Annotated in this window: 14 protein-coding genes; 4 read left to right on the forward strand and 10 right to left on the reverse strand. The window is 73.1% G+C overall.

The features are described 5' to 3' along the window. Nucleotides 1-364 precede the first annotated feature (364 nt). Both IE275_RS11720 and IE275_RS11725 read right to left on the reverse strand, forming a co-directional pair. Complete coding sequence (locus tag IE275_RS11720) at nt 365-1978, reverse strand: amidohydrolase (protein WP_189710610.1); 1614 nt, start codon at nt 1976-1978, stop codon at nt 365-367. A 46-nt stretch (nt 1979-2024) separates the two neighbouring features. Beyond that, entirely contained in the window at nt 2025-2465 is a 441-nt protein-coding gene (locus IE275_RS11725; protein ID WP_030785712.1) for an Lrp/AsnC family transcriptional regulator, read from the reverse strand. A 265-nt stretch (nt 2466-2730) separates the two neighbouring features. Here IE275_RS11725 and IE275_RS11730 point away from each other — a divergent pair, with 265 nt between their 5' ends. Further along, nucleotides 2731-3174, forward strand: a complete 444-nt coding sequence (locus tag IE275_RS11730) for a hypothetical protein (RefSeq protein WP_189710612.1) — start codon at nt 2731-2733, stop codon at nt 3172-3174. A gap of 10 nt (nt 3175-3184) precedes the next feature. Here IE275_RS11730 and IE275_RS11735 read toward each other — a convergent pair whose 3' ends face one another. The 3 genes from IE275_RS11735 to IE275_RS11745 form a co-directional block, all read right to left on the reverse strand. Further along, on the reverse strand, nt 3185-4279 hold the full coding sequence (locus tag IE275_RS11735) for a phosphotransferase family protein (protein ID WP_189710614.1): 1095 nt from the start codon (nt 4277-4279) through the stop codon (nt 3185-3187). Nucleotides 4280-4282: 3 nt separating this feature from the next. Beyond that, nucleotides 4283-5407: an Rv3169 family protein gene (locus IE275_RS11740; protein WP_189710616.1), complete on the reverse strand. Its 1125-nt coding sequence runs from the start codon at nt 5405-5407 to the stop codon at nt 4283-4285. A 498-nt stretch (nt 5408-5905) separates the two neighbouring features. Continuing rightward, a complete protein-coding gene (locus tag IE275_RS11745) occupies nt 5906-7078 on the reverse strand; it encodes an acyl-CoA dehydrogenase family protein (RefSeq protein ID WP_189710619.1) in 1173 nt (390 codons plus the stop codon). Nucleotides 7079-7321: 243 nt separating this feature from the next. Here IE275_RS11745 and IE275_RS11750 point away from each other — a divergent pair, with 243 nt between their 5' ends. After that, nucleotides 7322-8563 carry a glycoside hydrolase family 18 protein gene (locus IE275_RS11750; protein ID WP_189710621.1) on the forward strand — a complete coding sequence of 414 codons (1242 nt, stop codon included), beginning with the start codon at nt 7322-7324 and terminating at the stop codon, nt 8561-8563. A gap of 56 nt (nt 8564-8619) precedes the next feature. On the opposite strand, the gene IE275_RS11755 is transcribed toward IE275_RS11750, so the two are convergent. From IE275_RS11755 to IE275_RS11765, 3 genes are all read right to left on the reverse strand, one after another. Beyond that, entirely contained in the window at nt 8620-9279 is a 660-nt protein-coding gene (locus IE275_RS11755; RefSeq protein WP_189710623.1) for a TetR/AcrR family transcriptional regulator, read from the reverse strand. Between the two features lie 107 nt (nt 9280-9386). Continuing rightward, entirely contained in the window at nt 9387-9527 is a 141-nt protein-coding gene (locus IE275_RS11760) for an SCO1431 family membrane protein (RefSeq protein ID WP_189710625.1), read from the reverse strand. A 141-nt stretch (nt 9528-9668) separates the two neighbouring features. Continuing rightward, nucleotides 9669-11042: a C39 family peptidase gene (locus tag IE275_RS11765; protein WP_189710627.1), complete on the reverse strand. Its 1374-nt coding sequence runs from the start codon at nt 11040-11042 to the stop codon at nt 9669-9671. A 231-nt stretch (nt 11043-11273) separates the two neighbouring features. Between IE275_RS11765 and IE275_RS11770 the strand changes: the two genes are divergently transcribed. Further along, on the forward strand, nt 11274-11894 hold the full coding sequence (locus IE275_RS11770; RefSeq protein ID WP_189711112.1) for a uridine kinase family protein: 621 nt from the start codon (nt 11274-11276) through the stop codon (nt 11892-11894). 430 nt (nt 11895-12324) lie between these two features. Further along, a complete protein-coding gene (locus IE275_RS11775; RefSeq protein ID WP_189710629.1) occupies nt 12325-14190 on the forward strand; it encodes an AAA family ATPase in 1866 nt (621 codons plus the stop codon). Nucleotides 14191-14230: 40 nt separating this feature from the next. On the opposite strand, the gene IE275_RS11780 is transcribed toward IE275_RS11775, so the two are convergent. Further along, nucleotides 14231-15316 (reverse strand): hemolysin family protein, encoded by a 1086-nt coding sequence (locus IE275_RS11780; protein ID WP_189710631.1) that lies wholly within the window; start codon nt 15314-15316, stop codon nt 14231-14233. Continuing rightward, nucleotides 15313-16638, reverse strand: coding sequence for a hemolysin family protein (locus IE275_RS11785; RefSeq protein ID WP_189710633.1), 1326 nt, complete (start codon nt 16636-16638; stop codon nt 15313-15315). The genes IE275_RS11780 and IE275_RS11785 overlap by 4 nt, the downstream gene beginning before the upstream one ends. Nucleotides 16639-16816 lie beyond the last annotated feature (178 nt).

Genomic DNA, 16816 nt, shown 5'->3' on the forward strand with positions numbered 1-16816 from the left:
GCCCGCTGGCTGCGGGTCGACCGAAAGCCGTTGTCTACTGAACGCCCGGGCCCCACCCGGGTCACACCTCCCCGGCCGGACGGAACGTTCCCTCGCTGCGGCGCTGGCGCTGGGCCTGGCTGCCAGCGGCGGTGCCCCGGTGCGGCACACCGCCCCTGACCCAGCGGCGCCGCGGCGAGTGCGCGGACGTTACGCGGCGGGGCGTCCGGTGGTGGACCCGGCCGAACCTACCGGCCCCCCGCCATCCGCTGTCAACAGCCGTTCGACCTGCGCATCTTTGGACAATGCCCAGGTCAGCGGGGAGACGGAACGGGCCGTACGACGGCGCGCGGACGGGTGATCTTCGGCGGCCGGCGTCCCGGGGTCACTCGCCCGGCCGTACGTGCACGGTCCGTCCGCCGACCACCGTGCGCAGGCAGAGCGGCAGGTCCCGGCCGGGGGTGAGGTCGGGCAGGCCGGGGGTTCCGGAGCGAGGGTCGGTGGACCAGCGGGCGACCCGGTCGTCGGGGGCCTGGACGATCAGCTCGTCCGTCCGCCAGACCGCGTAGTCGGCGGGCGCGCCGGGGACCAGGACACCGGCGTCGTCGCGGCCGACCGCCCGCCAGCCGCCGCGGGTGTGGGCGGTGAAGGCGGCCCGGGCGGAGATGCCGTGGCCCGGGGTGCGGTGGAAGGCGGCGGCGCGGACCGTGCCCCAGGGGTCGAGGGGGGTGACGGGACTGTCGGAGCCGAAGGCTAGCGGCACACCGGCCCGCAGCAGGGCCGCGAAGGGGTTCAGGGTGCGGGCCCGCTCGGCGCCCAGGCGCTGGGCGTACATGCCGTCCTCGCCGCCCCACAGGGCGTCGAACGCGGGCTGCACGGAGGCGGTCAGCCCGAGCTCGGCGAAGGCGGCGATCGTCGTGGGGGTGAGCATCTCGGCGTGCTCGACGCGGTGGCGGGCGGCGCGGACACGGGCGAGGCCGACCTTCTCGGCGGCGGCGCGCACACCCTCCACGACGGCGGTCACGGCGGCGTCGCCGATGGCGTGGAAGCCGGCCTGGAGTCCGGCCTCGGTGCAGGCCACCACGTGCGCGGCCACGTCGTCGGCGGTGAGGTAGGCGGTGCCGGTGTGGGCCGCGTCGGTGTACGGGGCGTGCAGACAGGCGGTGTGGGAGCCGAGGGCGCCGTCGACGAACAGGTCGCCTGCGGCGCCGAGCGCGCCCAGCTCCCGCGCCCTGGCCACCCCTTCCTCGCCCTGTTCGGCCCAGTAGCCGACGACCCGCGGTCCCCTCTCCTCGGCGGCGAGCCGCAGCAGGCCGGTGAAGTCGTCCTCGGAGGAGATCTCGGGCCCGCCGCACTCGTGGACGGTGCCGATGCCGAGCGAGGCGGCGTGTGCGAGGGCGACGCGCTGGGCCTCGGTGCGCTGGGCCGGCGTCACGGCCGCGAACGCGGCGGCCCGCACGGCGTGGTGGGCGTCGGCGGTGAGCGGCCCGTCCGGGGCGGCGGCGAGGCCGGGGGTCAGCTCCAGCAGGGCCGTGGTGACGACCGCCGAGTGCACGTCGATCCGGGACAGATACAGGGGGCGGCCGCCGGTGGCCGCGTCGAGTTCGGCGCGCGTCGGGGGGCGGCCGCCGGGCCAGCGGGAGGCGTCCCAGCCGTGCCCCAGCAGCACCTTGTCCCGCGGCCGGACGGCGGCGAAGTCCCGGACCAGGGCGAGGGCCGCCTCCAGGGAGGGGGCGGACGAGAGGTCGAGGCCGGTCAGGGCGAGGCCCGTGGACGTGGTGTGGACATGGGCGTCGGTGAAGGCCGGGGTGACCAGGGCGCCGTCCAGGTCGACCACCTCGTCGACGCCGTCCGCGAAGGCGTCGGCGGCGCCCTCCGAGCCGACCCAGGCGACCTGGCCGCGCTCCACGACCATCGCGGTCGCGAAGGGGTCGGCGGGGCTGTGGACCTCTCCGCGGCGGAGCAGGACGGTCTTCGGCTCGGCGGTGCGCTCACTCATGGGAACAGTCTCGCGCCTCACCGGCACCGCCCGGCACCGGACCCCCTCAGATCCGCGGGGGCCGTGCCTCGTACGGCGTCGACAGGGCGACCGTCGTCCGGGTCGACACGCCCGCGAGGGCCCTCAGCCGCCCCAGCAGCTCCTCCAGCTCGTGCGGGGTCGCCACCCGCACCTTGAGGATGTAGTTCTCGTCGCCTGCGACGCTGTGGCAGGCCTCGATCTCGGGCACTCCGGCGAGGCGGTCGGCGATGTCGTCGGGGGCGCTGGGGTCGAACGGTTTCACCGAGATGAAGGCGGTCAGGGGCAGCCCGACGGCCTCCGGGTCCACGACGGCCGCGTACCCACGGATGACGCCGCGCTGTTCCAGCCGGCGCACCCGCTGGTGCACGGCCGATGTGGACAGGCCCGTGGCCTTGCCCAGATCGGTGTAACTCATCCGCCCGTCCTTGACGAGCAGCTGCACGATTTGTCGGTCCAGCTCCTCCATGACGGAAGAACCTACAGTGCGTCTGATCTCCGCGTATACCTATGCAGCGCAGGTCATACCCGGTTCGTGATGTGGTCGGGGCCGACCGCGCACGGCCCGAACGGTGGTGCCGCGGCTGGGCATCTGCGGTTGGCATGTGACGAAGGCCACAGACTTAGTACGGGCTTCGTGATGTCCTCGTGATTACCGCCGAGACGGGTTGGGAAGTGCTTGCTGTGGTCGAGGCCGCAGCGCCTGAACGGCCCAGCCCGAGGGGGAGAATCCCATGCAGAACCTTAAGCGCCCTGGTCGCACCGCGCCCAAGAGGCTCATGTCCGTGGTCGAGCCCGAGCCGGAGGGCGTCGAACCCGAGTTCGCCGACGACGCCGACGAACTCGACGCGTACGACACCTTCGAGATGTACCGGGTGATCTGCCCGGACTGCGCGCAGCCCATCGCGCTCCTGGCGGACGAGGAGATCCTGCCGGAGCACGCGCTGTGCGCCTCGCCGTGGAATCCGTTCGGGCTCACGGTCTGCGCCGGCACCGGGCGCACGGCGGCCGAGGCCCGGCCCGCCGACGAGTCCTTCGCGCCCCAGGAGCAGGACACCGCGCTGCTGCTGACGCTCCCTCAGGGGCTCGACTGGCGCACCCAGCCCTTCTCGCACGTCGGCGGCCAGGGGTCGCGCCCGATCCGGGTGCCGGCGATGCGCCGCCCGGCCGCCGCCTGAGCCGGTCCGCTCAGTCCCAGTAGCTGCCCTGCACCATGGCCCGCAGGCTGTCGTGGTGCAGGATCAGCGTGTCCGGATCCGCCGGGACGGCCACCTCGCCGAAGTGCGCCCGGCGGTAGGCGATCCGCAGCATGACGATCGCGTGCCGGAGCGCCGCGTACAGGGTGTGGAACTCCATGTCCCGCGGGGTGTGGCCGGTGAGTTCCGCGTATCTCGCCTCCACCCGGTCGCGGCGCAGGAAGCCCGGCAGTCCGCGCTGCCCCGAGGCGACCGTCAGGTCCTGGAAGAAGCGGTGCAGGTAGATCGTCCAGCCGAGATCGACCTCGCGCGGGGCGAGCGCCGCCATCTCCCAGTCCAGTACGGCGGCGGGCGTGAACCCGTCGTAGACGACGTTGCCGATCCGGGCGTCGCCCCAGCTCAGGACCGGTGCGCCCGGGTCGTCCGGCCACAGGTGGTCCAGTCGGTCGAAGGCCGCCTCGATCAGCGGTGAGGGAGCGAGACCGGCCACCACCCAGTCGTAGTAGGCGCGTTGGGCCGTGACATGGCGGCGCAGCGCGTCCCCGTCACCGGCCTCGGCCAGGAACTCGGCCGCCCCGGCGGGCACCTGGTCGTGGAGCCGGGCCAGCAGGCCGACCGTCGCGGCCTCCAGCCGCTCCCGCTCCGCGTCGCTCGCCGCGTGCAGCCAGTTCCCCTCGTAGGTGTAGGGCATCACGTCGGGCGGGACCCGGCCCTCGACGCGTTCCATGACGAAGAACGGCGCGCCGAGCGGACCGGGGTCCTCCTCCAGCCACAGCACCCTGGGCACCGGGAGGTCGGTGCGCTCGGCGACCAGCCGCATCGTGCGGTACTGCCGGACCATGTCGTAGACGGGGAACACGGTGTACGCCGACGGATCGGCCGCCAGCCTCAACGCGCAGCGGCGGAGCGGGGGTTCGGGGTGCTCGATGTCGAAGAGCAGGGTCTCGCTGGACAGGCCGTTGGCGGCCGGGAGGGTCACGCCGGCCGCCTCGGCGCCCGGCAGCCGGGTGCCGAGCCAGGCGGTGAGCCGGCGGGTGAGCTCCTCCGGGTCCCGGGTGGTGGTGCGCGGACGCCGTGTCGTCGTCATGTGTCAGCTCCCCTGCCGTGCCACCGAGTCGAAGCCGGTGAAGCCGCTCGGGTCGTGGCGGCCGAACGAGCCGTGCTCGAAGATGCCGTAGCCGGTCTGGCCGTCCATCCGGAAGCGGGCCGCGTGATCGGTCACGCCGTAGGCGGCCCGGGGGTGCGGGGCCGCCAGGTCGTAGGTGCGGCGGTCGGTCCAGCCGGGGCCCTGCCAGGTGCCGTGCTGCCAGTCCTCGGCGGGCGGATAGCCGGCGCCGATCGCGAGCGGGGAGGAGGTGAGGATCTCCGCCTCCAGCTCCAGGGGCTTACGGACGTCCCCGAGGTGGATCAGGGCGTGTTCGGGGTGGCGGGTGCCGGGCCGGTAGCCGATCTCGGCCCGGGGCCAGCCGAGTTGGCGGTCCCGGCGGCCCGGGCGGACGAGGGTGGCGTCGTTCAGGGAGCGGTGGCCGTCCGCGTCCTCCTGGGTGATCACCATCAGGAAGCGGTCCTCGAAGCGGACCGGGCACCAGATCCAGTGGAACCCCTCGGTCGGGTGGTCCTGGGCCAGCCGCCCGCCCTCCTCGCCCGGCACCGGGCGCACGCCCCAGCTGCGGTCCCGGGTCCCGGTCCAGGCGCCGGCCGTCAGCCGGATCTCCCGGCCGCCCGCCCGCAGCCGCCCCACGCACCGGCCGGCCTGCACGAACCGTTTCCCCTCCAGCGTGAGCCGCCCGCCGCGCCGCTGCTGATGGTGCGGCTCCCACAGCGCCGGGAAGTCCGCCGACCAGTGGATGTCGTACGACAGCCCGTCGGGGTCGTCCGGATCCGCCGCGCAGCTCAGGACGAAGTCCCGCAGCGGGCGTTCCACCCGGATGCGCAGGGGGCCGACCTCCAGGCGCATCCGGTCGTCGCCGAGGGCGTCTGAGGCGCGGACGGCGTACAGGGTGTCGCCGAGGCGGAGGGTGGCGTACGCGTCGATCACGCCGAGGTTGGGGTAGACCCCGAGTCCGGCGATCAGCAGGGCGCGGCCCTCGTGGTCGAGGACGTGGAAGATGCAGCGGTCGTAGGCGTTGCGGTCCCCGGTCGCGACGTGCTTCATCGACAGGGGCGCCTGGTGGACGGGGTACTCGTCGAGCGGCACGGGGCGGTCGTCGACCACGGTCACACCTCCCTGGGAGCAAGGAATTTGACGGTACGTCAGTCATTGTCCGGCGGCCAGATGCGTGACCGGCCCAAGCCTGCGCGGGCCGCCGGTCCCCGGCCGGCACCGAACACCGGGGCCCGCCGGGGGCCGGGCTCGGCGGGGCCGGGCGGTCCGCCGCCGCGGCCCGGCGCCACGCCGGCGCGTCCACCGCACCGGGCACACCCCGAACGCACGCCCGACGACCCGAGCCGTGACCTGCCGTCGCACCCCCGCGTTGCCCCGGTATGACCCCCACGTACTCCGCGACGACCACACGGCCCCGGCAGCTCTTCGTCCCCGTGCGCACGGAGGCACCCCGGGCAGAATCGGTTCCGCTGGCCCCACCGGTCCCGCAGGACCCGCCCATCTACCGTGCTCTGCTGCGCACCTGGGCCGAGCGGGGCCGCACCCTGCCGGGCCGGGACGACCCGGAGTGGGTGCGGCTGGTGGCGCCGCAGGTGCGGCCGGGGCAGTTCAGCGGGTCTCCGGACCCAGCAGGTGACGGGCGATGACCATCCGCTGGATCTGGTTCGTGCCCTCGACGATCTGGAGGACCTTGGCCTCGCGCAGATAACGCTCGACGGGGAAGTCGGCGGTGTAGCCGTACCCGCCGAGCACCTGGACGGCGTCGACGGCGACCTGCATCGCGGCGTCGGTGCAGTGGAGTTTGGCCATGGCGGCCTGCCGGACGAAGGGCCGCCCGGCGTCCCGCAGCCGGGCGGCCGCCAGGTACAGGGCGCGGCCGGACTCGATCCGGGTGGCCATGTCGGCGAGCAGGAAGCGCAGCCCCTGGAAGTCGGCGATCGGCCGTCCGAACTGCCGTCGCCGCAGGGCGTACGCGACCGCCTCGTCCAGGGCGGCCCGGGCGAGGCCCACCGCGCAGGCGGCGATGCCGAGCCGTCCGGAGTCCAGCGCGGCCAGGGCGATGGCGAAGCCCTGCCCCTCCTCACCGAGGCGGCGCGTGTCGGGGATCCGCACGCCGTCGAGGTGGATCTGGGCGGTGGGCGAGCCCTTCAGCCCCATCTTCCGCTCCGGCGGCGCGGCCGTCAGCCCCTCGGCGTCGCCCGGCACCAGGAAGGCGGTGATGCCGCGCGGGCCCTCGCCGCCGGTGCGGGCCATGACGGTGTAGAAGTCGGCGATCCCGCCGTGCGTGATCCAGGCCTTGGTCCCGCCGATCACCCATGTGTCGCCGTCCCGCACCGCCCTGGTCCGCAGCGAGGCCGCGTCCGACCCGGAGGACGGCTCGGAGAGGCAGTACGCGCCGAGCAGCCCGCCGCCGAGCATCGCGGGCAGGTGGACGGCCCGCTGTTCCTCGGTGCCGTAGGCCGCGAGCGGGTAGGCGGCCAGGGTGTGGACGCTGACGCCGAGCCCGACCGTGAGACGGGCCGAGGCGAGTTCCTCGAGGACCTGGAGATAGACCTCGTAGGGCTGGTCGCCGCCGCCGTGGGCGGAGGCGTACGGCAGACCCAGCAGGCCGGCCTGCGACAGCAGGGTGAACAGCGCGCGGGGGAAGCGTCCGGCGGCCTCCTCCTCGGCGGCGGCCGGGGCGATCTCGCGCCGCGCGATGTCCCGGACGAGCGTCATGAGGTGCCGGGCCTCGTCCGTGGGCAGGGCGCGGTCCACCGGTGTCGGCGCACGGTCGGGCATGGCGGCGCTCTCCTCCCTGACGGACCAGGGCTTCGCGCTGTGAGTATGCCCCGGGGGCGCCCTCCCCGCACGGGCGGAGCGGCCCCCCACCGCCGCCCCACCGCCCTGCTCCCCACCCCTCGAATTGGTCCGAACCATTGACCCGACTGGTCTAGTCCTCCTACGGTTTCGGACCAACGCCTCCCCGCGTTCATGCCGATCGGCGTGCGTTCGCCTCCCCTTCCCCTGCGAGGAGACACTCCGATGCACACCCCGTCCCGCCCCCGCACCCGGTTCCGGGCGCTGCTCGCCGCCGGATGCTGTGCCGCCCTCGGCGCCGCCCTGCTCGCCGGCGCCGGCCCCGCCACGGCGAACGAGCCCGCCCGCGCCCAGCCCCACGCCAAGAACTCGAAGGTCGTCGGCTACTTCACCGACTGGGGCATCTACGGCCGCCAGTACTTCGTCAAGAACATCGAGACGTCCGGCTCCGCCGACCGGCTCACGCACATCAACTACGCCTTCGGCAACGTCACCGACGGCAAGTGCGCCCTCGGCGACCCCTGGGCCGACACCGACAAGCCGTTCACCGCCGAGGAGTCCGTGGACGGTGTCGCCGACACCGCGGACCAGCCGCTCAGCGGCAACTTCAACCAGCTGCGCAAGCTGAAGAAGCTCCACCCCGGCCTCAAGGTCATCTGGTCCTTCGGCGGCTGGAGCTGGTCCGGCGGCTTCGGCGAGGCCGCCAAGGACCCGGCGGCCTTCGCCAGGTCCTGCCACGACCTGGTCGAGAACCCCCGGTGGGCGGACGTCTTCGACGGCATCGACATCGACTGGGAGTACCCCAACGCCTGCGGCCTCACCTGCGACACCAGCGGCCGCGAGGCGTTCCGGGACGTCATGAAGGCACTGCGCACCACGTTCGGCAGGCGCGAGCTGGTCACCGCGGCGATCACCGCCGACGCTTCCGCCGGCGGCCGCATCGACGCGGCGGACTACGCCGGCGCGGCCCGGTACATCGACTGGTACAACCCGATGACGTACGACTACTTCGGCACCTGGGCGGCCACCGGACCCACGGCACCGCACTCGCCGCTGACCTCCTACCGCGGGATCCCGCAACAGGGCAACGACACCGCCACCACGATCGCCAAGCTCAAGAGCCTCGGCATCCCCGCCCACAAGCTGCTGCTCGGCATCGGCTTCTACGGGCGCGGCTGGACCGGCGTCACCCAGGCGAAGCCCGGCGGCACGGCCACCGGCCCGGCGCCGGGGACGTACGAGGCCGGCAACGAGGACTACAAGGTCCTCAAGGAGAGGTGCCCGGCGACCGGCACGGCCGGCGGCACCGCCTACGCCAAGTGCGGCTCGGAGTGGTGGAGTTACGACACCCCGAGGACCATCGCGACCAAGATGAGGTACAAGGACCGGCAGGGGCTGGGCGGGACCTTCTTCTGGGAGCTGAGCGGGGACACCGCCGACGGTGAGCTGATCGACGCCATCAAGTAGCCCGGCTCATGGGGCATTCGGGGCGGGGGACCACGAGCCTCCGCCCCGGTGCCGGGTCAGTGGTCCCGGCGGGCCGGCTCCGGGGCCGGGAAGGCCGGGTCGATCTCCTCGATGGCGCGCAGGGTGCCGCCCAGGGTCTTCACCAGCAGGTCGCACATGGTGGCGCGGGAGAGTTCGGGGCGGTCGATCCAGTCGAGGGTGGCCCCCTCCACGGCGCACACCCAGGCGAGCAGGCCCATCCGGGGCAGCGGGGGGACGTCACCGCGGCCGTAGGCGCCCTCGGCGATGGTCGCCACGATCGCCGCGCGCACACCGTCCCGGATGGCGTGCACCTCGGTGTCGAAGCCGACACCGCCGCTGACGATCGTGCGGAAGGCGGCCTGGTTGTGCTCGGCGTAGCGCAGATAGCCGTCGATGGTGCGCTGCACCCGGTCCGCCTGCGGCAGTTCGAGTCCGCTCGCGGCGAAGGAGACCAGATCGGCGACGGAGTCCTGGACGATGGCCAGGTAGTACCCGCGCTTGGACTGGAAGTAGTAGTAGATCAGCCCCTTCGCGACATGTGCCTGCCGCGCGATGTCGTCCATCGAGAGCGCGTCGTAGGACGTGTCGGCGAACAACTTGCGCCCGATGGTGATGAGTTCGGCGCGGCGCGCGAGTGAGCGCTCGGTTCCCCGCGCCCGGGGGCGGGCGGTGTCGCGCGGTTGGCTGATATTCACTTTCGACCTGGTCTCCAACGGCCGGTGGGACGACGTCAGTATGTCAGGTCGAACCATGGATCAGGTCACATCGGTCATACCGCGGCAGACAGTGGTCCAGTCCGCTGTCAGAGCAGTCCCAGCTGGGTCACCAGCATCGCGACGACCACGACGAGGACCCAGCCCATGAGGTGCTCGACGACCTTCGGCCCGTCGTTGCGGGGGCCGCCGGTGTCGGTGCGGGCGGCGGTGGCTGCGTGTGCGGTCATGGTGTCTCGCTGAGGTCGGCGGAGCGGGTCGCGTTCTGTCCACCTTGCCACCGTTCAGGGCCTTTACGGCCGAGAGCTTGCTCACAGACCATCGGTCACCGGGACCGCCGCCCCGGTGCACCTTCGGCCGCGCTCCCACGCCTATGCGCGCACCCCCACCACCTCCAGCGCCACGCGCTGCCGGGCCGTCGGACGTGCCGGGAAGTAGAGGTAGCAGACTCCGCCGGTCCCGGAGACGACCGTGCCGCTCGCGTTGTACCGCTTGGTCCGCAGCCAGACGTTCTCGAACTCCCGCCGCCGGTACACGCGCCGCACCGACGCGTCGTCGGCCGCGTTCGGGTCGTTGGCGATCACATCGCCGTCGGCGGTGAAGCCGATCACGGTCATCAGGTGCCCGGCCGTGCCGTATCCGGCGCCGGTCAGCTCCTCCTTGAGGAAGGACTGGGAGGTCATCGCGGGGATACCGGCCGCGATCAGCGTCTCCAGATCGGTGAGGGAGGCGAGCCGGGTGACCACGCCCTGGAGATCCTTGAAGGTGGCCGCGTAGGCCGCGTTGAACGGCCAGTTGCCGCAGCCGCCGTACTGGTGGTCGTACGTGTGGCGGGCCGCGTGGCACACCTGCGGGTCGGAGTAGGCCGGGTCGACCCACTTCAGCTGCGCGGGGGTCAGCCGGCCGCCCCAGTACTCGATGATCATCTGCGAGGAGGTGGGGCTGCACCAGGCTTCGCCGCCGTTGTCGTACTCCGGGTAGCGGCCCTTGTGGATCTCCTGCGAGTAGCGCGGCACGGCCAGCTCCCGGGCGAGGCCGGGCACCGAGGCGGGGACGGTGAAGCGGTCCGGGACGTCCGAGCCCATCACGCCGGCCCGCCACACGGTCGGGGTGAGCCCGGTGCCGGGCCGGCGGTGGAGGGTCAGCCGGATCCGGTACGACACCAGCCGCAGGCCCGTCGCGGTGTCGTCGATCGCGAGGGTGTCCGTCCAGACCGTGCTGCGGCCGTCGGTCTGGCCGTCGACGGAGGTCCGCCTGATGTCCTGGTCGCCGGCCGCCCAGCGGCCCATCACGTACCAGGGGGTGTCCGTGCCGTCGGAGTACGTGCCCGTCAGCTCGATCTGGAGCCAGGTGCCGGCCGGGGTGCTCGCGTTCCAGGAGACGATCGCCTCGGTCGCGGGGACGGCGAGCCGGTGGACGGAGGACGTCCAGGTCGCGTACTCCCAGGCGGCGGTGGTCTTCGTGTGCGGGTCGGTGTGGTCGAGGGTGCCGAGCGGGGCGTCGACGGCCAGCCCCGGCCGGGCTCCCGCGACGGCCCGGGTGCCCTGGGCGGTGCCGGTGATCCAGTCGGCGTACGTGACCCAGGAGCGGTGGTCGACCGGGCGGGCCCGGGCCGCGTCGCCGTCCACGGTCTCGGCGGTCTCATCGGTGCCGGCGGCCACCGCCGCGCCCGTGCCGCCGGCCACGGCCGCGGCCACGGCGGCGGCGAGGACGCTTCTGCGGGACGGCTGTTCTGCCCTGCTCATGAGCGGAGGACCCCCAGGGTGTCCGGTGCGCGGCTGGTGCGGCTGTGCGGCTGTGCGGCTGTGCGGCTGTGCGGCTGTGCGGCTGTGCGGCTGTGCGGCTGTGCGGCTGTGCGGCCACTATGGACGCGGGTGCCCCCGCCCGCCAGCACCTTCGCCCGGGAGCGCCCGTCGTGTCGCACTAGACTGGTCCGCCGCACACCGCCCCGCCCGCTTCCGTCCCCGGGACCCGCCATCCGCCAGCTCGCCGCCCGGCTCCGCCGCCTCCCCCCGTCCTGCGGCCCGGTCCGCCTGGTCGGTATCGACGGGCACGCGGGCTCCGGGAAGTCCACGTTCGCCGGGCGACTGGCCGAGGCCCTCGACGGTGCGCCCGTGCTGCGCCTCGACGACATCGCCAGCCACGACGAGCTGTTCGGCTGGACCGAGCGGCTGCTCACCCAGGTCATCGAGCCCTTCGGCCGCGGCACGACGGCGCACTACTCCCCCTACGACTGGCGGACGCGCCGCTTCGGTCCGCCCCGCGCGCTGCCCCCGGCTCCCGTCGTCCTGATCGAGGGGGTCGGCGCGGGCCGTCGCGCCGTGCGGCCCCACCTGGCGTGCCTGCTGTGGCTGGACCTGCCGCCCGAGACGGCCTGGGCGCGCGGGCGCTCGCGGGACGGGGAGGAGCAACGGGAGTTCTGGGACGGGTGGGTACCGGCCGAGGAAGACCACTTTTCCCGGGATCCGTCAAAACCGTATGCCGACGTTCTGGTACGGCAGTTGGAGGAGGGGTACGAGGTGCTGGCGGGGCCCGTGGGAGACCTTCGACCGCACCAGGATGTCACCCACCGTGAGGGCCCGGCCGCGATGTGGTGAACCTGTGAAGGGCCGTGCGCTCGAACTTCGCCAACTGCTTCAACTGCGCTTGACCGGGGGCCCGGACAGGACTTACGTTCTGAATGTGCGGCAATCGCAGCCGCCCTCAGTCGCGAAGCCCCCGGTTGTTCCCCCGTGATCGGGGGCTTCGTTCTGCCCCGGGCCCGTCTCCCGGACGCCGCGCGCGCCGATCCGCTCACCCTCGGTCACCACCCGCCCGTGCGCCCCGCCCGCTCCCACCTCGTCAAACGGCCTGTGCGGCACCCTTCGGTGCGCACTGCCCCGCAGGTACGATGCCCTCGGTGCGACCTGTCGACAGCTGCTGCGCGCACCTTGCAACTCCGGTCCGCGGCACAGCGGTTCGACCAAGGCAGCCGACGGGCGACGGCCCGGTGGCCGACCGACGGGGGCACGGTTTGTGGGGGACGTGATGGACTTCGGCACGCGGGGCCCCGAGGCTCCGGCCGACCTCGCCTGGCTGCGAGGCGTGGACGCCTACACCATGGGCGCGTATCCACAGGCGGAGGAGGAGTTCCGCACCGCGGTGCGGATCGATCCCGGGATGGCCGACGGCTGGCTCGGGCTGCACGCGCTGCGTGTGGACACGACGACCGCGCTGCTGCGGATGTTCCGGCACCGCGACCGCTTCGGCGAACAGCGGGCCCGGCACCGCCGTCCGCTCAACTCCTGGTACTGGCTGGGCTGGTGGGTGCAGCCGGTCCTGGAGAGCCCGCGCGACCTCTTACTGGCCCATGCCTCGCACTGGCTGGACGGCCGCCATGTGCCCGAGCTGGACCGGGCGCTGGCCGGGCTGCCGCCCGTCGACACCGACCACCAGGTCCGCTTCCTGCACGCCTGCCGCGCCTACCTGGTCAAGGACTGGGAGCAGCTGATCCGGCACACCGACCCGCTGCTGAACGACCCGCTGCTGGGCATCGAGGCCGGACTCTTCGGCGGCATGGCCCGGGTCCGGCTGGAGATGTACGGGCAGGCCGACCCGCTGCTGGCCGCGGCCCTGATGCGCTGCCGCAGCGAGCAGCCGCAGCGCAAGGAACTGCGCTACTGGCTGGCCCGGGCCCACGAGGGAACCGGCCGCTCGGCGGCCGCCTTCCCCCTGTACCGGGCGGTGCACCGCGTCGACCCCGCCTTCATGGACACCTCCGCCCGGCTCGCCGCGATCTCCGAGGGCGACGGGTACGACGATCCCGCCGGCCTCGCGGCGATCACCCTCACCGGTATCGGGCAGGACGCCGTGGACGGGCCCGACGGACTCGACCCGCTGTTCGGCACCGAGGGCCGGGACCTGAAGCTGACCGAACCGGCCGATCTGCCGCCGGTCGGCCCGCTGCCCTCGGCGGCCGACCCCGCGGTGCGGGAGAAGCAGGCGGTGCCCTCGCCACTGCCCGCGGGCCCGACGGACCCCGTGCTCTTGGAGGAGGCGCTCGCCGAACTGGAGCGCATGGTGGGGCTGGAACCGGTGAAACGCCAGGTCAAGGCGTTGTCGGCGCAGCTGAACATGGCGCGGCTGCGCGCCGGGCAGGGCCTTCCGGTGCAGCCTCCCAAACGGCACTTCGTCTTCTCCGGCCCCTCCGGCACCGGCAAGACCACGGTGGCCCGCATCCTGGGCCGTGTCTTCTACGCCCTCGGTCTGCTCGGCGGCGACCATCTGGTGGAGGCCCAGCGGGCCGATCTGGTCGGCGAGTACCTCGGCCAGACGGCGGTGAAGGCCAACGAGCTGATCGACTCCGCCCTCGGCGGCGTGCTCTTCGTCGACGAGGCCTACTCCCTGTCCAACTCCGGCTACGGCAAGGGCGACGCGTACGGCGACGAGGCGTTGCAGGTGCTGCTCAAGCGCGCCGAGGACAACCGGGACCACCTGGTGGTCATCCTGGCCGGCTACCCGGAGGGCATGGACCGGCTGCTGGCCGCCAACCCCGGGCTGTCCTCCCGTTTCACGTCCCGCGTGGACTTCCCCTCGTACCGCCCCCTGGAGCTCACCTCCATCGGCGAGGTGCTCGCCCAGGAGAACGGGGACGTGTGGGACGAGGAGGCGCTCGACGAGCTGCGCTCGATCGCCGGGCACGTCGTCGACCAGGGGTGGATCGACGAACTGGGCAACGGGCGGTTCCTGCGGACGCTGTACGAGAAGAGCTGTGCCTACCGGGACCTGCGGCTGTCGACCTACCCCGGGACACTGACCCGGGACGATCTGTCGACGCTGCGGCTGCCGGATCTGATGCAGGCGTACGGCGAGGTGCTGTCGGGGCGGGGACCGCACGACCCCTCGGCGATGTGAGCCGACCGCGGGCGGGCGCGAAACGCCCGCCCGCGGGGGGCTAGGTGGCCAGCACCTCTTCCGGTGTGCCCGTCGTCCTCGGTTCCGCCAGCCTGACCTCCGCGACCTCCCGGTGCGCGGGATCCCGTACCTCGCCGACCAGCAGCTCCAGTACGTCCTCCAGGGCGACCAGCCCCAGCACCTTGCCTGAGGCGTCCGCGACCTGGGCCAGGTGGGTCGCCGCGCGCCGCATCACGGTGAGCGCGTCGTCCAGCGGCAGTTCCGAGCGCAGGGTGGTCATCGGACGCCACACCTGCTGCGGCACCGCCCGCTCGGAGTCCTCCACGTCGAGGACGTCCTTCACGTGCAGATAGCCCATGAACGCGCCGTTCTCCGCGGCTATCGGGAACCGGGAGTAGCCGGTGCGGGCGGTGAGCTCGACGATCTCGCCCGGGGTGACCGCCGGACCGACGGTCACCAGTGACTCCCGCTTCAGCAGCACGTCCGTCACCGGGCGCGAGCCCAGTTCCAGCGCGTCCTCCAGGCGCTCCTGCTCCTCGGGGTCGAGGAGGCCGGCCTGGCCGGAGTCCTCGAGCAGCCGGTTCAGCTGCTCGCTGGTGACGACGGCCTCGACCTCGTCCCTGGGCTCGACGTGGAAGAGCCGCAGGATGCCCTGGGCGACGGCGCCGAGGGCGACGGTGACCGGCCTGCACAGCCGGGCGAAGGCGACCAGGCCGGGGCTGAGCCACAGCGCCGCCTTCTCCGGGGCCGCCATGGCCAGGTTCTTCGGGACCATCTCGCCGATGACGAGGTGGAGGAAGACCACGGCGGCGAGCGCGACGACATAGCCCAGCGGGTGGATCATGCCGTGCGGGAGGTGGATCGACTCGAAGACCGGCTCCAGCAGCTGCGCCACGGTCGGTTCGGCGACCGCGCCCAGGGTGAGGGAGCAGACCGTGATGCCGAACTGGGCGGCGGCCATCATCTGCGGCAGCCGCTCCAGGCCGTAGAGGACCTGGCGGGCCCGGGCGGTGCCCAGGGGCTCGATCTGGCTGCGGCGGACCGAGACGAGCGCGAACTCGGCACCGACGAAGAAGCCGTTGGTGAGGACGAGCAGCGCGGCGAAGACCAGTTGGAGGACGCTCATCGGGCGACCTCCACGACCACGCCGGTCCGCACCAGCCGGATCCGCTCGGCCCGGTAGTGGCCGACCCGGCGCACCGACAGCCGCCAGCCGGGCAGATCGGCCCGGTCGCCGACGGCCGGGATCCGGCCCAGCAGGTCGGCGACGAGGCCGGCGACCGTCTCGTAGGGCCCCTCGGGCACGTCGAGTCCTATCCGCTGGAGGGTGTCGACCCGGCAGCTGCCGTCGACGTCCCAGGCGGGCCTGCCCTCCTCGGGCGGGGCGGCGGCCAGTTCGGGCGTGTCCTGGCTGTCGTGCTCGTCGCGGACCTCGCCGACGATCTCCTCGACGATGTCCTCCAGGGTGACCACACCGGCCGTGCCGCCGTACTCGTCGACGACGACGGCGATGGGCTGCTCGCTGCGCAGCCGGGACAGCAGGGGCTGGACCGGCAGGGTCTCGGGGACCAGCAGCGCCGGGCGGGCGATGCGCGAGACCGGGGTGCGCAGCCGGTCGTGGACGGGGACGGCCAGGGCGTCCTTGAGGTGGGCCATGCCGACGATCTCGTCGATCTTCTCGCGGTAGACGGGGAAACGGGACAGACCGGTGGCACGGGTCAGGTTGACCACGTCCTCGGCGGTGGCCGACGCCTGGAGGGCGCTGACCTTCACGCGCGGGGTCATGACGTGCTGTGCGGTCAGCTCGGCCAGGGACAGCGTCCGGACGAAGAGATCGGCCGTGTCCTGTTCGAGTGCGCCGGCCTGGGCCGAATGGCGGGCCAGGGAGACGAGTTCACCGGGGGTGCGGGCGGAGGCCAGCTCCTCGGTCGGCTCGACGCCCAGGGCCCGCACCAGCCGGTTGGCGACGGTGTTCAGCGCGGCGATGACCGGCCGGAACAGCCGCGAGAAGGCGTGCTGCGGGCCGGCGACGAAACGCGCGACCTGGAGGGGCTTGGACACCGCCCAGTTCTTCGGCACGAGTTCGCCGACCACCATCTGGACGGCGGAGGCCAGCAGCATGCCGACCACCACGGTGACACCGCCCACGGCGCCCTCGGGGATGCCGATGGCCGTGAACGGGCCGTGCAGCAGCTCCGCGAGCGCCGGTTCGGCGAGCATGCCGACGACGAGGGAGGTGATGGTGATACCGAGCTGGGTGCCGGAGAGCTGGAACGACAGTTCCTTGAGCGACTCCACGACCGTACGGGCTCGTCGGTCGCCTTCGGCGGCGGCCTTCTCGGCCTCCGGGCGCTCGACCGTGACGAGGCCGAACTCGGCGGCCACGAAGAAGCCGTTGGCCAGGATGAGCAGGAACGCGGCTGCCAGGAGCAGCAGGGGGATGGTCATGATGCCGCCGCCTGAACAGGGTAGGGGGCGGCGCAGGTACTACAGGACGAACCGTCCATCGCCGGAGAGGGTCACTCCTCGGGTAGCAGGAACCCCCGTGTGCCCGGCAGGGCACAACAGGGGTGGAGGCACAAGGGGAACGCCTCCGTCACCAGATTAATCAAGACAGGGGCTCGAG

The sequence above is a fragment of the Streptomyces phaeofaciens genome (assembly GCF_014648915.1).
GTDB classification, from domain to species: Bacteria; Actinomycetota; Actinomycetes; order Streptomycetales; family Streptomycetaceae; genus Streptomyces; species Streptomyces phaeofaciens.

Bases quoted from the DNA above. Each gene is read 5' to 3' on its own strand.
- IE275_RS11720 (WP_189710610.1), bottom strand. From the start codon at position 1,978: ATGAGTGAGCGCACCGCCGAGCCGAAGACCGTCCTGCTCCGCCGCGGA.
- IE275_RS11725 (WP_030785712.1), bottom strand. From the start codon at position 2,465: ATGGAGGAGCTGGACCGACAAATCGTGCAGCTGCTCGTCAAGGACGGG.
- IE275_RS11730 (WP_189710612.1), top strand. From the start codon at position 2,731: ATGCAGAACCTTAAGCGCCCTGGTCGCACCGCGCCCAAGAGGCTCATG.
- IE275_RS11735 (WP_189710614.1), bottom strand. From the start codon at position 4,279: ATGACGACGACACGGCGTCCGCGCACCACCACCCGGGACCCGGAGGAG.
- IE275_RS11745 (WP_189710619.1), bottom strand. From the start codon at position 7,078: ATGCCCGACCGTGCGCCGACACCGGTGGACCGCGCCCTGCCCACGGAC.
- IE275_RS11750 (WP_189710621.1), top strand. From the start codon at position 7,322: ATGCACACCCCGTCCCGCCCCCGCACCCGGTTCCGGGCGCTGCTCGCC.
- IE275_RS11760 (WP_189710625.1), bottom strand. From the start codon at position 9,527: ATGACCGCACACGCAGCCACCGCCGCCCGCACCGACACCGGCGGCCCC.
- IE275_RS11765 (WP_189710627.1), bottom strand. From the start codon at position 11,042: ATGAGCAGGGCAGAACAGCCGTCCCGCAGAAGCGTCCTCGCCGCCGCC.
- IE275_RS11775 (WP_189710629.1), top strand. From the start codon at position 12,325: ATGGACTTCGGCACGCGGGGCCCCGAGGCTCCGGCCGACCTCGCCTGG.
- IE275_RS11780 (WP_189710631.1), bottom strand. From the start codon at position 15,316: ATGAGCGTCCTCCAACTGGTCTTCGCCGCGCTGCTCGTCCTCACCAAC.
- IE275_RS11785 (WP_189710633.1), bottom strand. From the start codon at position 16,638: ATGACCATCCCCCTGCTGCTCCTGGCAGCCGCGTTCCTGCTCATCCTG.